The sequence below is a fragment of the Streptomyces sp. NPDC058650 genome (assembly GCF_042717315.1).
GTDB lineage: Bacteria > Actinomycetota > Actinomycetes > Streptomycetales > Streptomycetaceae > Streptomyces.
Genome location: NZ_JBHXRL010000027.1, coordinates 51,075 through 69,281, shown reverse-complemented (window position 1 = coordinate 69,281; position 18,207 = coordinate 51,075). Strand labels below are relative to the sequence as shown.

At 70.8% G+C, this 18,207-nt stretch carries 15 protein-coding genes and 3 pseudogenes; 10 read left to right on the top strand and 8 right to left on the bottom strand.

Annotated elements, in window-relative coordinates:
• Position 1 precedes the first annotated feature (1 nt).
• Positions 2–457 (bottom strand): annotated as a pseudogene (locus ACFWWU_RS33440) (DNA primase); the annotation flags it as partial.
• On the bottom strand, positions 436–795 hold the full coding sequence (locus tag ACFWWU_RS33435) for a DUF6251 family protein (protein ID WP_384151593.1): 360 nt from the start codon (positions 793–795) through the stop codon (positions 436–438). The gene ACFWWU_RS33435 and the pseudogene ACFWWU_RS33440, both read right to left, overlap by 22 nt.
• A gap of 235 nt (positions 796–1,030) precedes the next feature.
• Here ACFWWU_RS33435 and ACFWWU_RS33430 point away from each other — a divergent pair, with 235 nt between their 5' ends.
• Entirely contained in the window at positions 1,031–1,378 is a 348-nt protein-coding gene (locus tag ACFWWU_RS33430) for a hypothetical protein (RefSeq protein ID WP_384151591.1), read from the top strand.
• A 334-nt stretch (positions 1,379–1,712) separates the two neighbouring features.
• Here the strand turns inward: ACFWWU_RS33430 and ACFWWU_RS33425 are convergent.
• Positions 1,713–2,530, bottom strand: a protein-coding gene (locus ACFWWU_RS33425; RefSeq protein ID WP_384151588.1) for an IS5 family transposase whose coding sequence is annotated in 2 segments (ribosomal slippage) — positions 1,713–2,188 and positions 2,188–2,530 — 819 coding nt in all. Because the reading frame shifts where the segments join, the coding sequence is not laid out codon by codon here.
• 99 nt (positions 2,531–2,629) lie between these two features.
• Here ACFWWU_RS33425 and ACFWWU_RS33420 point away from each other — a divergent pair.
• The 5 genes and pseudogenes from ACFWWU_RS33420 (at position 2,630) to ACFWWU_RS33400 (ending at position 5,957) form a co-directional block, all read left to right on the top strand.
• Positions 2,630–3,064, top strand: coding sequence for a DUF6228 family protein (locus ACFWWU_RS33420; RefSeq protein ID WP_376322089.1), 435 nt, complete (start codon positions 2,630–2,632; stop codon positions 3,062–3,064).
• 878 nt (positions 3,065–3,942) lie between these two features.
• Positions 3,943–4,029: pseudogene (locus ACFWWU_RS33415) on the top strand (glutamine synthetase); the annotation flags it as partial.
• 108 nt (positions 4,030–4,137) lie between these two features.
• Positions 4,138–4,611 (top strand): annotated as a pseudogene (locus ACFWWU_RS33410) (Imm21 family immunity protein); the annotation flags it as partial.
• A gap of 106 nt (positions 4,612–4,717) precedes the next feature.
• Entirely contained in the window at positions 4,718–5,212 is a 495-nt protein-coding gene (locus tag ACFWWU_RS33405) for a GNAT family N-acetyltransferase (protein ID WP_384151585.1), read from the top strand.
• 28 nt (positions 5,213–5,240) lie between these two features.
• Entirely contained in the window at positions 5,241–5,957 is a 717-nt protein-coding gene (locus ACFWWU_RS33400) for a histone deacetylase (protein WP_384151582.1), read from the top strand.
• Here ACFWWU_RS33400 and ACFWWU_RS33395 read toward each other — a convergent pair.
• From ACFWWU_RS33395 to ACFWWU_RS33385, 3 genes are all read right to left on the bottom strand, one after another.
• Positions 5,884–6,315 (bottom strand): VOC family protein, encoded by a 432-nt coding sequence (locus tag ACFWWU_RS33395; protein ID WP_384151579.1) that lies wholly within the window; start codon positions 6,313–6,315, stop codon positions 5,884–5,886. The genes ACFWWU_RS33400 and ACFWWU_RS33395 overlap by 74 nt on opposite strands.
• Positions 6,312–6,833 carry a pyridoxamine 5'-phosphate oxidase family protein gene (locus tag ACFWWU_RS33390; RefSeq protein WP_384151576.1) on the bottom strand — a complete coding sequence of 174 codons (522 nt, stop codon included), beginning with the start codon at positions 6,831–6,833 and terminating at the stop codon, positions 6,312–6,314. The genes ACFWWU_RS33395 and ACFWWU_RS33390 overlap by 4 nt, the downstream gene beginning before the upstream one ends.
• 212 nt (positions 6,834–7,045) lie before the next feature.
• Positions 7,046–9,223 carry a PIG-L family deacetylase gene (locus tag ACFWWU_RS33385; protein WP_384151573.1) on the bottom strand — a complete coding sequence of 726 codons (2,178 nt, stop codon included), beginning with the start codon at positions 9,221–9,223 and terminating at the stop codon, positions 7,046–7,048.
• Positions 9,224–9,476: 253 nt separating this feature from the next.
• On the opposite strand from ACFWWU_RS33385, the gene ACFWWU_RS33380 reads away from it, so the two are divergent.
• Positions 9,477–12,464 carry a bifunctional [glutamine synthetase] adenylyltransferase/[glutamine synthetase]-adenylyl-L-tyrosine phosphorylase gene (locus ACFWWU_RS33380; RefSeq protein ID WP_384151570.1) on the top strand — a complete coding sequence of 996 codons (2,988 nt, stop codon included), beginning with the start codon at positions 9,477–9,479 and terminating at the stop codon, positions 12,462–12,464.
• Positions 12,465–12,531: 67 nt separating this feature from the next.
• Here ACFWWU_RS33380 and ACFWWU_RS33375 read toward each other — a convergent pair whose 3' ends face one another.
• Together ACFWWU_RS33375 and ACFWWU_RS33370 are read right to left on the bottom strand one after the other, a co-directional pair.
• Entirely contained in the window at positions 12,532–13,455 is a 924-nt protein-coding gene (locus ACFWWU_RS33375; protein WP_384151567.1) for a phosphatase PAP2 family protein, read from the bottom strand.
• 75 nt (positions 13,456–13,530) lie between these two features.
• On the bottom strand, positions 13,531–14,562 hold the full coding sequence (locus ACFWWU_RS33370; RefSeq protein WP_384151564.1) for a LacI family DNA-binding transcriptional regulator: 1,032 nt from the start codon (positions 14,560–14,562) through the stop codon (positions 13,531–13,533).
• Between the two features lie 370 nt (positions 14,563–14,932).
• Here ACFWWU_RS33370 and ACFWWU_RS33365 point away from each other — a divergent pair, with 370 nt between their 5' ends.
• From ACFWWU_RS33365 to ACFWWU_RS33355, 3 genes are all read left to right on the top strand, one after another.
• The gene (locus ACFWWU_RS33365) at positions 14,933–16,210 is read left to right on the top strand and encodes an extracellular solute-binding protein (protein ID WP_384151561.1); all 1,278 of its coding nucleotides are present in this window, start codon (positions 14,933–14,935) and stop codon (positions 16,208–16,210) included.
• A gap of 64 nt (positions 16,211–16,274) precedes the next feature.
• Positions 16,275–17,288: a carbohydrate ABC transporter permease gene (locus ACFWWU_RS33360; RefSeq protein ID WP_384151558.1), complete on the top strand. Its 1,014-nt coding sequence runs from the start codon at positions 16,275–16,277 to the stop codon at positions 17,286–17,288.
• A complete protein-coding gene (locus ACFWWU_RS33355) occupies positions 17,285–18,181 on the top strand; it encodes a sugar ABC transporter permease (protein WP_384151555.1) in 897 nt (298 codons plus the stop codon). Before ACFWWU_RS33360 ends, ACFWWU_RS33355 begins: the two co-directional genes overlap by 4 nt.
• The last annotated feature ends 26 nt before the right edge of the window (positions 18,182–18,207 follow it).

Sequence of the window (18,207 nt, the reverse complement as noted above, 5' to 3'; positions counted from 1 at the left end):
GTCACATCCCCAGAGCCGTGCGGGCGTTGGACCACGCGTCCGTGCAGTGCCGCGGGGACTCCCCCTTGGCCTGCGCGGCGGTGAACAGGCGCCCGACGTGCGCGTCGGTGAGGCAGCCGCACCGGCCATGCGCGGACAGCACCGCGAGAAACGTCCCGTACACGGTGGCGTGGACCGCGCTGGCCGCGTCGGCGATCCGCTGCTCGGCCATGGCGATGCCACGTTCCAGGTAGGCGGGCGAGCGGTGCGGGCACTGCCCGCCGCTGGCGGGCGCGGCCACGGTGAGGGTGTGCGTCGCCGGGCGGGCCAGGGCGGGTTTCGTCGTGGCCAGGGAGCGCACGATGTCCGGCAGCGCCGCCATGGTGCCGGTGCCGGGTCCGCGCCACCGTACGTAGGACTGGGAGGACTTCAGGTCGACGCCCGCCCGCACACCGTTCACGGAGCGCGTGGTGCCCTGGCAGCCTTCCCGTCTGGGCCACCGACCGACTTCACGACGCTCACGACCCCCCAGGCCAGGACGGCGGCGAGGAACGCGAGCAGGGCGAGGTTCGCGGCGATCGCGGTGAGCGCGCCGACGAGGAGCGGGCCGAAGTAGACCCCGGCGGCGACGGTGCCGGCGCCGATCCCGGAGCCGAGCGCGATCCGCTGGACGGTGCGGTCCGGCGGCGCCTGGTGGAGGTGCTGGTGGACCACCTGCGGGGTGGTGGTCGGCTGCACGGCGGGGAGGTGGTCGGCGTAGGCGTAGGTACCGTCCGGGAGTTGCACGACCCGGACAGGGTCGGGGAGGTTCGACATGGGTTCTCCCAGGTCAGAGGCGGCCGCTAGAGTCACAGGCCATGGGGGATCGGATACGTGTGAAGCACTGCAAGCAGTGCCATCGGCCGCTCGATGAGCGCAGCCGGTGGCGGCGCCCGAAGCGGTTCTGCAGCCGCCGGCACCGCCTGAGGTACTGGGTGGAGGAGATCTTGGACGCCGTCCTGGGTTAGCGGCTTGCCCCGTTCACAGCGCGGCGTGGAAACGAGGGGGCAGAGTGGAACGGATCACTGAGGACCAGGTCGCCCAGCTGAGCAAGTTCGTGCTGGCACGCATCGCTGATGCGGACTCGCTGGAAGAGGAAGCCCGCCCTGTGGTCATGGCTCTCCGCATCGCCGCGGGCAAGCAGATTGCGGCGGTGCTCTTCCACCGCACCTCTTCACCCGCACAGGGGGCGGAGACCGAACTGCACGCCGCGGCCTCGTGGAACCTTCTGGTCGCTATCGCGGAAGTCTGGCGAGACCATCCCGACTTCCCCGCCGACGCTGCCATCGAGACATTCGAGTTCGACAGCGAGACGCCACTCTCCCCCCTCGACAGTCACCCGGCGGACGCGCCCGGGTAGGCGCAAGGGCTGCACATGCCCGTCAAGTAGCCCTCTGGCCTGCCCGGCTTGCCACCGCCAAGTGGAAAGCCACGAAATAGTGGAGTCTAGCGATCTATTACGAATTGCTCTCTCCAGCTGATCTTCAGCGTGATTCAACTGGGGAATCAAGACGAGGAGGGAGGCTCTTCCTACGTCCTCACGGGCGCCCTGGGCGGCGTCTCGCGCCATTTCGGCAGCCCTCTTCGCCTTATTGATCTGCCAAATAGTTACGCTAAATCCAGTCAAAGCAAAGGGAACTGCTGTCCAGGTGCTTATCCCGTCAACCACTGAATAGATGGACATAGAGGTTGTCTCACGTGGTGAGTTTCGCGAGTTTCTTGTAGCAGGTGAGAGCTGCGGCGAGGCCCAGGAAGGCGAGGAAGTGGCTGCCCTTGCGTTCATAGCGGACGGCGAGGCGGCGGTAGCCGAACAGCCAGGCGATCGACCTCTCGATCTTCCAGCGGTGTCGGCCGAGCCGCTCGCCGGACTCGATCCCCGGGCGCGCGATGCGCGGGATGAGCCGTCGTGAGCGGAGCCAGGCGAGGTGTTCGGCGGAGAAGTATGCCTTGTCGGCGCGGACCTTGACCGGTCGCCGTCGTCGTGGCCCGCGCCGGGACCGTATGGCGGGGAGGCCCAGGAGTAGCGGCTTGAAGGCCTGGCTGTCGTGCACGTTCGCGCCGGAGACCGCGACGGCCAGCGGGATGCCCTGGGCTTCGGACAGCACATGCAGCTTGCTGCCATTCTTGCCGCGATCGACCGGGTTCGGTCCGGTCAGCGAGCCCCCCTTTTCGCGCGGACGGATGCGGCGTCGATGATCGCTGAGGTCCAATCCAGCTCGCCCCTGGCACCGAGCTCGTCCAGCACCGCCCGATGCAGCCGCCGCCACAGACCGGCCTTGGTCCACGTCGTGAACCGGCGATGCGCAGTGGCCGGCGAGGTGCCGAACGTCGGCGGCAGATAGCGCCAGGCACAACCGCTGGTCAACACGTAGACCACCGCCGTGAACACCTTCCGGTCCGCCACCGGCGCTGTCCCACCGCCCTGTTGTCTGGGCCGGAACGGCGGTATCAGCGGCGCGGCTATCTTCCACAGTCCATCGGGGACCAGTTCCCGCGCAAGATCCACAGCCATGACGGACGATCATGCCCCAAGCGGCACCCGCGGCCTGCGGCCGGGGCAGTGTGGGTATATCAGCTGGTCATCGAGCCCCACGACTTCTAACCTGCTCAAATGACCGAAGATGGGCCCGCGGTACGCGTGGGAGAGCCCGGACCGAGACCGGTCCACCTGCTCTTCTCCGAGCCGACAAGACCCTATGGGGAAGACCCCACACTCGACTTCCTCGTGAAAGCTCGCGGGCAGTGGGTGAGCATCGAGACCTTGGTGCGGACGTGGGACGGCGACGGCCTCGACACCTTCCTCTCCTCACTGGCCGAGGACTTCCGCGGCTGGGAAGGAGCGCGCAGCTGGCGCTCCCTGGAACGCGACCTGACGATCTCGGCGGAGCACCGCCCGGGCGGCTACGTCCACCTGACGTGGGGCATCCACGACCGGCCTCCGTCCGAGGAGTGGCACTTCGAGACCACCACCGTGCATGCGGCCGGCGAGGAGATGCGAAACCTCGCCGCAGAGTTCCAGATGTTTCTCACGAGCACGGTCGGATAGCTGAGCCACCACGTGAGACAACCTCATAGTCCCCCATGCTCTAAGTCGATGCCTCGCTCGCCTGTGGCGACGCTGCCCCCGTGTGTTCGTGGTGACAAGAAAATGTTGGTGCATGGACACCCAAGTCTGCAAGCAGCTTGGGATCTTGGGTAGCCCTGATCGCCCTCGCTCCCGAAGTTGGATCAGCGGCGCAGCGTCAGCGCCATGCGCTGAGGCTCCGTCGGCAGCCCATCAGTCGGTGCCTTCCTCGCGCACTTCAGGCCAACCTCGCCCGATAACTCCCTCCGGGGCCCTCGGAGCGGCCAACCGCCCTCGTTGCCCGATCCCGCTAAAACTACGGTTCAGGGGGTCTGGGCATCCCAGGGCGCGCGTGCCAGTCACGTGTCAGACAGGACGGTGAGCGGCGGTCAAGGACGAGTGCCACAGGGAGCCGCAGGGTTCACTCTGGCACCAGTATGAGCTGGCCAGAGGCCTAACTCAGGGTGAAAGACCGGTGATTCCCAAGCAGCATGATCTCTTGGGTATCGTGCGCGGCATGTCTAGTGGTCCTCCCACCTGCCCCGAGTGCGCTCAGCCGATGAAGTCGGGCGGCTTTGCACTCATGCAGCGGGAGGAGGACGGCAAGCGGACATGCCGCGCCCTATGGCGGTGCCCAGACCGGCAGCTCTGGTGGCATTGGGCCGATCAACCGGATGCGCCCATGGAGCTGTGTCCCTTCCCGCACGCGTTCGGCAAGTGAGAGCGGCCGACCGTCGGGCGGTCTCTGGGCCGTCCGAGGGCGGCCCAGGGGCACCGACACCCACCAGCAGTCACTAGTCCTCGGTCGCTGCGACCTGGATCAACGGCAAGTGCCCGAGGCCAGCGGAGAGGCTCGTCACTTCCTCCGCAACAAGAAGCAGGAGTGGGAGGAGTACCGCTCGGAGGTCACCGCCTTCGAACTCCGCAAGAACCTGCCGGTGCTGTAAGCGCAGCCCAGAGCGGGAAGCCCGGAAACACCGGTCAGGGCCGGCGGCACTCAGCCGCCGGCCCTGAGCCGTCCGGCAGTGTCAGAGGCCGGTGGCACACTGCGGCGCATGACGAACTGGGTCACCTCCATGGGTGGGCCGCTCGTCGTGGTGCCGGTGACGGCGCTGCGGGAGTGGGGCGGGTGTACGGAGGAAGGGATCATCGTCGGGGACGGGGACGTTCCCGACGACTACGACCGGGCCTGCGGAGTCGACGAGTTGGCCGGAGTGATCGGTGCCGGGACGGGGGGCACCCGGGTGCTCGTGCTGGGGGACGAGCCCGCGACGACGTTGTACCTGCCTGAGCGGCAGGCGTTCGTGCGGTGGATCTGCGCGGACTCCGAGGAGGAGCTGATCGCTGCGGCGGAGGCCGTACTGGACGCCCCGGACACCCCGTGGGAGGACTGCGGCGCCTGGGAGACGGACGGGGCCGCCGTGTTGATGGACTCGGCCGAGGCCGGTGCCGACCTCGGGGTGCCCTACCCCGGCGACACGCGGATGCCGGAGCAGGCCGACGTCCCCCTTCCGGCGGGACGGTGGCGGGTCGGCGGGCATCAGGCGTCCGGCACGTCGACCCAGGTCGGAGTGTGCGGCTGCTGCCGGAAGGAAATGCGTTGCCCGGGGGGCGGGGGCGGATCAGACTGCACCGGTGAAGATCGATTCTGTCGCCACCGAGCGGCTTACGTTGCACCCGTTGAGCGTGGGAGAGGCCGAGCGCATCGTCGCCCGCGAGCCCGGGGACCAGGACCTGTGGGCGGAGGGGTATCCCGGCGACGGGGACGTCCGCTCCAGCACCGGATTTCTGCGGGGAGTTGCCGAGCGGGGGGATCCGGGGGTGTTCCGGCCCTACACGATACGGCTCCTCGAGAGCGGGGTCACCGTCGGCGGGATCGGGTTCCACGGGCCGCCGGACGAGCTCGGGGTCGCCACCATCGGATACGGGATCGTGCCCGGGGCGCGCGGGAACGGGTACGCCTCCGAGGCGCTGCGAGCGCTCCTTGAGCTGGCCCGGCAGGCCGGCGCCGAAGGCGTGAAGGGGGACGCCGACCTCGACAACCCGGCCTCCCACCGCGTGATGGAGGCCGCCGGGATGCCGTGCGTGGCGGAGGACGACAAGCTGCGCCACTTCTACCTGGGGTTCTAGGGGCCCGCACGCGCTAGCGTCTGACGGCATGTCGGACGTCTCTTCCCGCGCCCCCTCCCGTGTCTGGTACGCCGCCTACGGTTCCAACACGCATGCCGAGCGCCTCGGGTACTACCTCGCCGGCGGCCGGCCGCCCGGGGCCGCGCGGGCGTTTCCCGGGTGCCGGGAGCCACAGGGGCCCGAGGCTTCGGTGGCCCTCCTGCTGCCGGGGCAGGTGTACTTCGCGACCGAGTCGCCCGTGTGGGGCGGCGGCCGGGCCTTCTACGACCCCGCCGCCGACGGCACCGCCTGGGCCGTCGCCCACCTGCTCACCCTCGGCCAGTTCTCCGACATCGCCGCACAGGAGATGTACCGGCCGCCCGGCAGCGACCTCGACCTCACGGAGGCGCTCGCCACCGGGCGCTGCGCGCTCGGTCCGGGGCGTTACGAGACCCTCGTCTGTGCCGGGTTCCTCGATGGCGGCGACGGTGATGGTGACGGCCTGCCCGTTCTTACCTTCACCGCTCCGTGGCCGATGCCGGAGGTACTGCGGCCGCCCTCCGCCGCGTACCTCCGGTACCTCGCCGCCGGGCTGCACGACGCCGGGGCGTGGCGGCCCGCCGAGGTCGCCGTCTATCTCGCCGGCCGCCCCGGCGCGGCCGGGCACTGGACCGCGGAGGCCGTGGCCGCCCTCAGCGTTCCGACAGCTCCGACGGGGCCTCTTGGGCCAGCCAGCCGTTGCCGTCCGGGTCCTCGAAGGCCATGAACGCGTTCCAGGTGCCGCCCTTCCCTTCCTTCCAGCCCGACTCGTCGACGTGCATCACCGGCGAGACGTCGACGCCCCGGCCCACCAGCTCCGCCCGCGCCGCCTCGATGTCCGTGACGCAGAACTGGAGGCCCTGCAGGCTCCCCGGGGCCATCTCCTTCGTGCCCGGCATCGCCGGCATGCCGCTCAGCAGCGCGATCGAACAGCGCGAACCCGGCGGGGTCAGCTGCACCATCCGCATGCCCGGTGCGAAGTCGGCGTCCAGGTCGATCGTGAAGCCGCACTTGTCGCCGTAGAACTCCTTGGCCCGGTCGATGTCGGTCACGGGGACCGGGACGACCTCCAGGGTCCAGTTCACGTCCGCTCCTCTGCTCCTCGGAAACGCCAGCGGGTCTGGCCGAACGGTTCACCCTTGGCGAAGCCGAAGACCGTACGAGGCGCGACCGCGAACACCAGGGCCTTACCACCGTGGCCCGCGAACGCCCCGTCCCGCACCTCGAACCGCCAGTGCGGGCCGTACTTCTCCACGTACGCCTCCGCGAGCTCCCGCAGCCGGGCCTCGTCCGTCACCCGGACCGCCTCGCCCTCGACGACGAGGTCGAGGCCCTCGCCGAGGGCCGCGGAGCCGGTGGTGAGGACCACCGACGCGTTCTCCGCGAGATTGAGGGCCTTGCGCTCGTCCTGCCCGGTGCAGAAGTGCAGGGCCCCCGCCGACCAGACCGCGATGAGCGGCGTGACGTGCGGGCGGCCCTCCGGGCGGACCGTCGTCAGCCAGAAGACCTCGGCCGCCGCGAGCCGGGCGGCCGCGTCGGACCAGGGCAGCGGGGCCGCCTTCGGGTCGCTGTAGCGGGGGTCGAGAAAAGTACGCGGATCCATGACCGGCCGTCCTTTCGCCGTGACCCACGGGAAGGGCCACACAGGGGAGACCGGTCCGCCCGACGGAACTCATCGGTCGGCGCCCGAGGACCTGGTGCCCGACGTGGACCCGGCGCCCGACGTGGACCCGGCGGTCGGCGCGGACCCGACGCCCGGCGCGGACCCGGCGCCCGACGCCCGACGCGGACCCAGTGGTCCGCGGGCGTCCGGACTCAGCGGTCCGCGGGCGTCCAGTGCAGCCGGCCGTTCAGGCCGATCGCCGCGACCCCGTCCGTCCCCGCGTCGGGCGCCCCGGCGAACAGGAACCGCTCCAGCCGCCACGTCGGCCGCGTCCCGCCCCGGCCCAGCGGGGCCGTCGCCAGGACGCCGGTACGGGAGCGGACCGCGAGCATGCCGCCGACGTCCGCCGAGCCCGCCGGGCCCCCCACCGCGCCGCCGACCGTACCCCCGGCCGAACCGCTCACCGGGCCGAAGCCCGCGACGCCGCCCGCCAGCTCCCGCATCGGGGAGGTCAGGCCCGCGCCCGAGAAGTCGGCGGTCCGCAGGTCGTTGGAGGCCGGCTTGCGGAACCAGAGCCGTACGCCCTCGCCGCCCGGCGCCGCGTTCGCGCTCAGCGCCAGCGTCGTCGGCGGCAGCCCCGTCCGCACCGGACCGGTCAGCGGCCCGCCGGGGCGCTGCGCCGCCCACGCCAGGACGGTGTTCGGAGTGCTCGCGAAGACGTACCCGCGGCCCGTCGCGTCGGTCGCCGCCACCGGGTCGCCGTGCACGTCGGCGCCGCCGAGCGCCCGCCACGGACCCCACCGGCCGTCCGCGCCCTGCTCGCGCGCCACGAGCCGGTGACCGCTGTCCCGCAGGACCAGGGTCGCCCGGCCGTCGAGGCCCAGGGTCACGGCGGGCGCGCTGATGTCGGAGGTGCCCCCGACGTCGTCAAGCTCGGGCGAGCCGAGCGAACGCCACGGGCCGAAGACACCGCCGCCGGTGCCGCCCGCCGCCGTCTGCTCGGTCGTCACCACCTCGCGCCGGTAGTCCGCCGGGCCGACGCCGATCGTCGTCCGGGTGCCGAAGACGGCCAGCCGGCCGTCGGGCAGCAGGGTGGCGGTGACCCCGCTGTCCAGGCCGCCGCCGGGCAGCAGCACAGGCCCCTGCCACACCGTCGCGTCCGCCGCCTTCCGCCAGGTCGCGAGGCGCCCGTCGAGTACGGAGAAGGCGTGCAGCGCGCCGTCCCGGTCGCGCTGCACCCAGGAGGTGGAGGTGCCCCGGGCGTACCGGATGGTCTGCGCCCAGCCCCGGCCCGCCGGCCGCGCGGCCACCTTCAGATCACCGCAGCCCGAGGAGGTCCCGCAGTCGTTGACCCCGTCCATCCACGCGTACGTCTTGAGGGTCTTCAGCTTCGCGTCCGCCGTCTCGGGGTCGAGGGTGTGCGGCAGGACGCTGGTCGGGTAGCCGAGGTAGTTCTGCACGCCGACGTGCGGGTGGCCGGGGACGTCCGCGTACCGGGCGAGCGCGGCCTGGACGAACCGCGCCCCGTACAGGTGGTCCTGATGGTCCTGGTAGCGGTCCGTGCCGGCGACCTTGCCGGAGGTCGGGTCCTGCATCCGGACGAAGGTGGGCCGGAAGCGCTCCAGGATCCCGGTCACCGTCGCGACGACCTGGTCCTTGGTGTACGTGAAGTCCGCCGCGACCGGGGTGCCGGAGGCGCGCTGGGAGGCGAGCGCGGATATCCGGCCGTGCCACAGGCCGTTCAGGCTCTCGGGGCGGTCGCCGTTGGTCGCCCCGGCCTCGCGCATCTGCAACCAGACGAGCTTCACGTGCGGCTTCGCCCGCAGGGTGTCCAGCTCGGCGGTCGCCCCGCCGGCCGTCGGGATCGCGACCCGGTTCCAGGGGCTGGTGCGGCTGCCGGTGGCCATCTCGGCGTACGCGGCGCGGATGCCGTTCTGCCGGGCCTCCGCGTACCCCGCCTTGTCGGGCTCGGCCCCGGCGGCGTCGCGCGGGCGGGCGTTGACGCCGTCCGACTCGCCGGAGGTGAGGTAGACGGAGGTCAGGGCGTTGCCGGAGCGGATGGACTGGGAGGTGTCCGGGTTCATGAAGAACAGGTCGTCGTCGGGGTGCGCCACGATCTGCACCACGGACGCGCCGTCGGAGGCGGCGGCCGGCGCCTCGGCCGCGCGCTCCTTCGCCCCCGCCTCGACCGGGCGGACCTTCCCCTCCGGCGGCGTCCGCGGGGGCAGGGGGGCCGACGCCGCCGAGGAGTCCGGTGCCGTCGTCACCGACAGCAGACCGGCGAAGGTGCCGCCCACCAGGACGGTCGTCACGGCCGTCGTGACGACCCTGCGGCGGGAGACCCCGCGGCGGGAGGAGGCGGCGGGAGAGCGGGTGAGGCGGACGGGCATCGGTGAGGGCGCGCTTTCACAGAAGGACGGGCGTGAGGACGGGCGTGCGGGGGTGATGCACGCACAACAAGACGGACTTTCAAGAAATACGGTTCATCGGGTGCGAAAAGCGATCAATGTGCGAGATGTCACGTGTGATCCGCTTCGATCCGAAGGCCTGGGCGCCCGCGCTCCCCACTCCGGATAGGCTCGATCCCCCGGGCCCGACCTTGTGGGAGACCTGGGACGGGACCTGCTTGGAGGGAGCGGTCGGATGACGGTGCCGGGACGCAGAAGCAGTACTTTCTCACGTCTGCTGCGCCACGGATTCACCGATCCGTCGGGGGCCGAACGGCTCCTCGACGTGCCCGAGCTGTCCGCCCTCCGCGGCGACGCCGTCCTCCTCGACGCCCTCGGTGCCACCGCCGACCCCGATCTGGCCCTCCGCGGCCTGGTCCGCCTCGTCGAGGCCCAGCCCGAGACCGAGCGGCAGACCCTCACCGCCACCCTGCTCTCCGCGAAGCCCTTCCGGGACCGGCTCCTCGGGGTGCTCGGCGCTTCCGAGGCGCTCGCCGACCACCTGGCCCGCCACCCCCGCGACTGGGAGTCCCTCGTCACGTACGAGGCGGCCGACCTGCACCCGGGCGTCGCCGAGTTCGAGCACGGGCTCGCCGAGGCCACCGACGCCGTCTCGCTGCGCGTCGCCTACCGCCGCTGCCTGCTCGCCATCGCGGCCCGTGACGTGTGCGGCACCATCGACCTCGCCGAGACGGCGGCCGAGCTCGCCGACCTGGCGACCGCGACCCTGCGCGCCGCGCTCGCCATCGCCCGTACCGCCGAGCCCGCCGACGCCGCCCAGTGCCGGCTCTCCGTGATCGCGATGGGCAAGTGCGGCGGCCACGAGCTCAACTACGTCTCCGACGTCGACGTGATCTTCGTCGGGGAGCCCGTCGAAGGCGCCGACGAGGGCAAGGCGCTCCAGGCCGCGACCCGGCTGGCCTCGCACCTCATGCGGATCTGCTCCGAGACCAACATCGAGGGCACGATCTGGCCGGTCGACGCCAACCTCCGCCCCGAGGGCCGCAACGGCCCCCTCGTCCGCACCCTCTCCTCCCACCTCGCCTACTACCAGCGCTGGGCGAAGACCTGGGAGTTCCAGGCGCTCCTGAAGGCGCGCGCCGTGGCGGGCGACCCGGAGCTCGGCGCCCAGTACATCGACGCCGTCTCCCCGCTCGTCTGGCAGGCCACCGAGCGCGAGAACTTCGTCCCCGACGTGCAGAAGATGCGCCGCCGGGTCGTCGACAACATCCCCGCGGCCCAGGTCGAGCGCGAGCTCAAGCTCGGCCCCGGCGGGCTGCGGGACGTCGAGTTCGCCGTCCAGCTCCTCCAGCTCGTGCACGGCCGCAGCGACGCCGGCCTGCACAGCGGCAAGACGCTGGACGCGCTCGCCGCGCTCGCCGGCGGCGGCTACGTCGGCCGCGCGGACGCGGCCCAGCTCGACGAGGCGTACCGCTTCCTGCGGGCCATGGAGCACCGCATCCAGCTGTACCGGCTGCGCCGCACCCATCTCGTCCCCGAGGACGAGGCCGACCTGCGCCGCCTCGGCCGCTCCCTCGGCCTGCGCACCGACCCGGTCACCGCGCTCAACAAGGAGTGGAAGCGGCACGCGGCCGTCGTCCGCCGGCTGCACGAGAAGCTCTTCTACCGGCCGCTGCTCGACGCCGTCGCCCAGCTCGCCCCCGGCGAGATCCGGCTCAGCCCCAAGGCGGCGGGACAGCGCCTCGAAGCCCTCGGCTACCAGGACCCGGCCGCCGCCCTGCGTCACCTGGAGGCGCTCTCCGCCGGCGTGAGCCGCAAGGCCGCGATCCAGCGGACGCTGCTGCCGGTGCTCCTCGGCTGGTTCGCCGACTCGGCCGACCCGGACGCCGGCCTCCTCGGCTTCCGCAAGGTCTCGGACGCCCTCGGCAAGACCCCCTGGTACCTCCGGCTCCTCCGGGACGAGGGCGCCGCCGCCGAGAACCTCGCCCGGGTGCTCTCCGCCGGCCGCCTCGCCCCCGACCTGCTGCTCCGCGCCCCCGAGGCGGTCGCGATCCTCGGCGACCCGGAGGGGCTGAAGCCGCGCGGCCGGGACCACCTGGAGCAGGAGGTCCTGGCGGCCGTGGGCCGCGCGGACGACGCCGAGCAGGCCGTCGCGGCGGCCCGCGGGGTGCGCCGCCGGGAGCTGTTCCGTACCGCCGCGACCGATCTCATCGGCTCGTACGGCACCGAGGACAACCCCCGCGAGCCCGACCCCGGCGCGCTGGTCGACCGGGTGGGGGAGGCCGTCACCGACCTGAACGCGGCGACGATCGCGGGCGCCCTGCGGGCCGTCGTGCGCGCCGAGTGGGGCGACACCCTCCCGACCCGGTTCGCCGTCATCGGCATGGGCCGCTTCGGCGGCCACGAGCTGGGGTACGGCTCCGACGCCGACGTGCTGTTCGTGCACGAGCCGCGCGAGGGCGTCGACGAGCAGGAGGCGGCGCGGGCCGCGAGCAAGGTGGTCGCGGAGATGCGGCGACTGCTCCAGCTCCCGACCGCCGACCCGCCGTTGCTGATCGACGCGGACCTCAGGCCGGAGGGCAAGAGCGGACCCCTGGTCCGCACCCTGAAGTCGTACGAGGCCTACTACCGCCGCTGGTCGCTCGTCTGGGAGAGCCAGGCACTGCTGCGCGCCGAACCCATGGCGGGCGACCGGGAACTGGCCGACCGGTTCATCGAGCTCGTCGACCCGCTGCGCTACCCCGCGGAGGGCCTCGGCGAGGACGCGGTCCGCGAGATCCGCCGCCTCAAGGCCCGCATGGAGTCCGAGCGGCTGCCGCGCGGCGCCGACCCGACGCTCCACGCCAAGCTGGGGCGCGGCGGCCTGAGCGACGTCGAGTGGACGGTCCAGCTGCTCCAGATGCGGCACGGCTGGGCGGAACCGGGGCTGCGGACGACCCGTACCCGCGAGGCCCTCGCGGCCGCGCACGCGGCGGGGCTGATCCCGACGGAGGAGGCGCAGACCCTCGACGATGCCTGGGTCCTCGCCACCCGCGTACGCAACGCGGTGATGCTGGTCCGCGGCCGCCCCGGCGACACGTTCCCCTCGGACCCGCGCGAGCTGGCGGCGGTCGGACGGTACCTGGGGTACGTCCCCGGTCACGTCGGGAAACTGGTCGACGACTACCGCCGCGTCACCCGCCGTGCCCGGGCCATCGTCGAGGAGCTGTTCTACGGGGCGTAGCCGTCCCCGACGGGCGGCGAGCATCCCGTGAGCGCCGGCTCGACAGGGGCCAGGGCTGCCCGCAGGGTTACCTGCGGGAGCCGACCGGGCTCTCGGCGTCCGTGTCCTGTCCCGCCGCCTCGGGGGCCGTGTCCTCCGTCGCGGGGCGCGGACCGCCCCGGGCCACGGTCACGGCCGGCTCCACCAGCTTGGGCAGCTTGTGCGGCCGGGAGCCGTACCAGAAGTACGAGACCAGGAAGCCGAAGGCCAGGCAGATCATCCCGCCGACCGCGTCCAGCCAGAAGTGGTTCGCGGTCGCGACGATCACGACGAGTGTGACCGTCGGGTAGAGCAGGCCCAGGATCTTCGCCCAGGGCGCCTTGGCCAGGAGGAAGATCGTCAGCCCGCACCAGAGCGACCAGCCGATGTGCATCGACGGCATCGCCGCGTACTGGTTCGACACGTGCTTGAGGTTGCCCGAGGCCATCGAGCCCCACGTCTCGTGCACGAGCACCGTGTCGATGAAGTTCTGGCTGGTCATGAGCCGCGGCGGCGCGAGCGGGTACAGGTAGTAACCGACCAGGGCCACACCGGTGGTGGCGAACAGGATGGTACGGAACGCCGCGTAACGGCCCGGCTGCCATCGGTACAGCCACACGAGCACACCGATGGTCACGATGAAGTGCAGCGTGGCGTAGTAGTAGTTCATCGAGACGATCAGCCAGGTCACCGAGTTCACGGCGTGGTTGACGGCGTGCTCGAAGGCGAGGCCGAAGGACTCCTCGGCCTGCCAGATCCAGTCCGCGTTCTCGAGCGCCTGGGCCTTCTGCTCCGGTACCGCGTTGCGGATGAGCGAGTACGTCCAGTAGCTGATCGCGATGAGCGCGATCTCGAACCAGATCGTGGGACGGCGCGGCACGCGCGCACGCAGGCGCGACCACCTGCCGTCGGCCACGATGGGTGACGACGGGGTCGTCCGGTCGTCCAAACTCTTCACGGTCGTTTCACCCATAGGCAGAGAGTTTGCCAGATCCAGTCCCCTCGACCGATCATCCCCCGGTCGGGTTCCGGCCGCACCCGCTCCCCCTCAAGAAGGAGATACGGGAGACGGAGCCGACGCCGTCGACCCGCGCACGACCAGCTCGGGCATGAAGACGAACTCGGAGTGCGGTGCCGGGGTCCCCCCGACCTCTTCGAGCAGCGCGCGGACCGCGGCCTGCCCCATCGCCTGCACGGGCTGGCGGATGGTGGTCAGCGGCGGATCCGTGAACGCTATGAGCGGGGAGTCGTCGAAACCGACGACGGAGACGTCCCGCGGCACGTCGAGCCCCTGCTGCCGGGCCGCCCGGATCGCGCCGAGCGCCATCATGTCGCTCGCGCACACGACGGCGGTACAGCCCCGGGAGATCAGCGCGCCCGCTGCCGCCTGGCCGCCCTCCAGGGTGTAGAGGGAGTGCTGGATCAGCTCCTCGGACTCCTCGGGGCCGAGACCGAGCCGCTCCTCCATGCCCTTCCGGAAGCCCTCGATCTTGCGCAGCACCGGGACGAAGCGCTTGGGGCCGACGGCGAGCCCGATCCGGGTGTGGCCGAGCGCGGCCAGGTGCGTCACCGCGAGCCGCATCGCCGCCCGGTCGTCGGGCGACACGAAGGGCGCCTGGACCTTGGGGGAGAAGCCGTTGAGGAGGACGTACGGGACGCCCTTGCCGCGCAGCTGGTCGTAGCGCGTCATGTCGGCGGTGGTGTCGGCGTGCAGCCCGGAGACGAAGATGATGCCGGAGACGCCCCGCTCCACCAGCATGTCGGTGAGCTCGTCCTCGGTGGATCCGCCGGGGGTCTGGGTGGCCAGGACCGGTGTGTACCCCTGCCGGGTCAGGGCCTGCCCGATGACCTGCGCGAGCGCGGGGAAGATCGGGTTGTCCAGCTCGGGGGTGATGAGACCGACGAGCCCGGCGCTGCGCTGACGCAGTCGTACGGGCCGCTCGTAGCCGAGCACGTCGAGTGCGGCTAGCACGGATTCACGGGTGGCGGTGGCCACACCGGGCTTGCCGTTGAGCACGCGGCTGACTGTGGCTTCACTGACCCCCGCCTGGGCTGCGATATCGGCAAGCCGCGCGGTCATGAGGATGGACTGTACCGGTCACAGCGCGTATTGCCCACCGAACGCCCGGAGGGGTGGATTCGGGGCGGATTCCGTGAGGTTTCGCAAGGTCTTGCAGGGCTTGCGAGGCGGCGCGCGTGAGGGCGGTGAGCTCTCGTGGGGTCGTTCTGTCCGGAAGTGGCCTGCTCCGGCCCCTGTCAACGGGCCCTTCGGCAACCTTCGGGACACGCGGATGTAACGATCCCCGGGTCTTGCAGAAATTTCACGCAAGCTCTTTCGGCTCGTTTTCATCCCTGTTACGTTCCTGCCAACCCGGAGCGCCGCGAGGGAGCGGTCGCAATGAGGAAGGTTCCAGCCCCTCGTCTTCCCCGGGATCACTGAAGGAGTTCACATGCGGCGTGGCATAGCGGCCACCGCGCTGGTCGCGGCCCTGGGAGTTTCCCTGGCGGCGTGCGGTAGTGACAGCGGTTCGAACGGCGGCGGCTCGAAGGGCTCCGGCGAGCTCTCCGGCACCGTGACCTGGTGGGACACGTCCACGGTCGGCTCCGAGGACAAGGTCTTCAAGAAGGTCGCCGAGGACTTCAAGAAGAAGCACCCCAAGGTCACCGTCAAGTATGTGAACGTGCCCTTCGGTGAGGCGCAGAACAAGTTCAAGAACGCGGCCCAGTCCGGCTCCGGCGCACCCGACGTCATCCGCTCCGAGGTCGCCTGGACCCCCGAGTTCGCGGACCTCGGCTACCTGGCCCCGCTGGACGGCACCGCGGCCCTCAAGGGCGCGGACGACTTCCTGGAGCAGGCCGCCGCCTCCACCAAGTACAACGGCAAGACCTACGGTGTCCCGCAGGTCATCGACTCCATGGGCATCTTCTACAACAAGAAGATCTTCAAGGAGGCCGGCGTCGAGGTCCCCAAGACCATCGACGAGCTCAAGACCGTCTCCGCCAAGATCAAGGAGAAGACCGGCAAGACCGGCCTGTACCTCCGCGGCGACGACGCGTACTGGTTCCTCTCCTTCCTGTACGGCGAGGGCGGCAACCTCGTCGACGCCGAGAAGAAGACGATCACCGTCGACAGCCCGGCGGGCGTGAAGGGCTTCAAGGTCGTCAAGGACCTGGTCGACTCCGGCGCGGCCAAGACCGACGCGACCGACGGCTGGAACAACATGCAGACGGCCTTCAAGGACGGCAAGGTCGCCATGATGATCAACGGCCCGTGGGCCGTCGCCGACACCTACGCCGGCAAGGAGTTCAAGGACAAGGCCAACCTGGGCATCGCCCCGGTCCCGGCCGGCTCCGCCGGTCAGGGCGCCCCGCAGGGCGGTCACAACCTCGCCGTCTACGCGGGCTCCAAGAACCTCGACGCCTCCTACGCCTTCGCCGAGTACATGACCTCGGCCGAGACGCAGGCGACGGTCGCGAAGGAGCTCAGCCTCCTCCCGACCCGCCAGTCCGTCTACATCAAGCCGGACGTCGCGACCAACGAGATGATCACGTTCTTCAAGCCGGTCGTCGACAAGGCCGTCGAGCGCCCCTGGATCCCGGAGACCGGCAGCCTCTTCGCGCCGCTCGTCACCGAGTACACCAAGGTCCTCACCGGCCAGACCTCCCCGGACGCCGGCGCCAAGGCGACGGGTGACGCCTACCGCAAGCTCCTGAAGGACTGGAAGTAGCAGGACAGCAGCAGGCGAAGTAGCAGGCGATGAAGCAGGAAGAGGAAGGAAGGCAGGCCGGCTGATGGCTGTGGACACCCCCAGCCAGTCGGTGGCGAAGGCCGCGGGCGACACTGTCGCCCGCGGCCGGAGCCGCGGAACTGGCAAGCAGCGGGGCGCGGCGAAGCGCTCACTCTCCACCCACTGGTACGCCTGGGCGATGGTCGCCCCGGTGATCGCCGTGATCGCCGTGATCATCGGCTACCCGCTGATCCGCGGCATCTATCTGTCGCTGACCGACGCCAACGAGCGGAACGTCGCGCGGTCGATCGGCGTCAACGAGATCCCGGCCACCTACGAGTTCGTGGGCCTGGACAACTACACCGAGGCGCTCACCGGCAGCCAGTTCCTCTCCACCCTGGGCTGGACGCTGGTGTGGACGGTGTCCTGTGTGTCGCTGACCTTCGCCCTCGGTCTCGGCCTCGCCAACATCCTCAACCGCAAGATCGCCGGCCGCTCCGCCTACCGGCTGCTGCTGATCCTGCCCTGGGCCGTGCCCGGCTTCGTCTCCGTCTTCGCCTGGCGCTTCCTCTACAACCAGGACAACGGCCTGCTCAACAAGCTCCTCGCGGGCGGCGGCATCGACGCCGTCCCGTGGCTGAACGACCCCACCTGGGCCAAGTTCTCGGTCATCCTCGTCAACGTCTGGCTCGGCGTCCCGTTCATGATGGTCGCCCTCCTCGGCGGGCTCCAGTCCATCCCCAGCGAGATGTACGAGGCCGCCGAGATGGACGGCGCCAACGCCTGGCAGCGCTTCCGGCACATCACCATGCCCGGGCTCCGCTCGGTCTCGACGACGGTGATCCTGCTCTCCACCATCTGGACCTTCAACATGTTCCCGGTGATCTTCCTGCTCACCCGGGGCGGGCCCGGCGAGGCCACCCAGATCCTCGTCACGCAGGCCTACAAGTTCTCCTTCGAGGTCAGTCCCCGCGACTTCGCCCAGTCGTCGACGTGGGGCGTGCTGATCCTGGTCCTCCTGATGCTCTTCGCCGCGGTCTACCGGCGAGTCCTCCGCAAGCAGGGAGAAGTCTGGTGACGACCACGACCCCCACCCGCCGTGCCACCCACCGTGCCGCTCCCCAGGCTCAGGCCAACGCCCCGCTGCGCGGCCGCCGCTCGCCGCTCGCCTCGGTCGCCCTGCACGTCACGCTGATCGTGGCCTCCGTGATCGCCGTCTTCCCGGTGCTGTGGGTGCTCCTGACCTCCCTGAAGCCCGCCGAGTTCGCGATCACGACGGACTTCTTCAAGGAGACGACGCTCGAGAACTACACGAACCTCCTGAGGGACACCCCGTTCCTCACCTGGTTCGCCAACTCGCTGCTCGTCGCGGGTCTCACCACCGTCGTCGGCGTCTTCATCTCCGCCACCACGGGCTACGCCGTCAGCCGCTTCCGCTTCCCCGGCAAGCGCGGACTGATGTGGACCCTGCTCATCACGCAGATGTTCCCGGTCGCCGTCCTCATCGTGCCGATCTACAACATCATGTCGTCGATGGGCCTGCTCAATCAGCCGGTCGGCCTGGTCGTCACCTACCTGACGATCGCCGTCCCGTTCTGCGCCTGGATGATGAAGGGATTCTTCGACACCATCCCGCGCGAGATCGACGAGTCCGGTTACGTCGACGGACTCACCCCGTTCGGCACCTTCTGGCGGCTCATCCTGCCGCTCGCCAAGCCGGGCATCGCGGTGACCGCGTTCTACTCCTTCATCACCGCCTGGGGCGAGGTCGCCTACGCCTCCGCCTTCATGGTCGGCGACGAGAACCTCACGCTCGCCGGCGGACTCCAGAAGTTCGTCAACCAGTACGGCGCCCAGTGGGGCCCGATGGCCGCGGCCTCCGTGCTCATCGCCGTCCCCGCCGCCCTGGTGTTCCTCTTCGCCCAGCGGCACCTCGTCACCGGCATGTCGGCCGGTGCCGTCAAGGGCTGACGGCCCTGAACACCCCGCCCGAACGT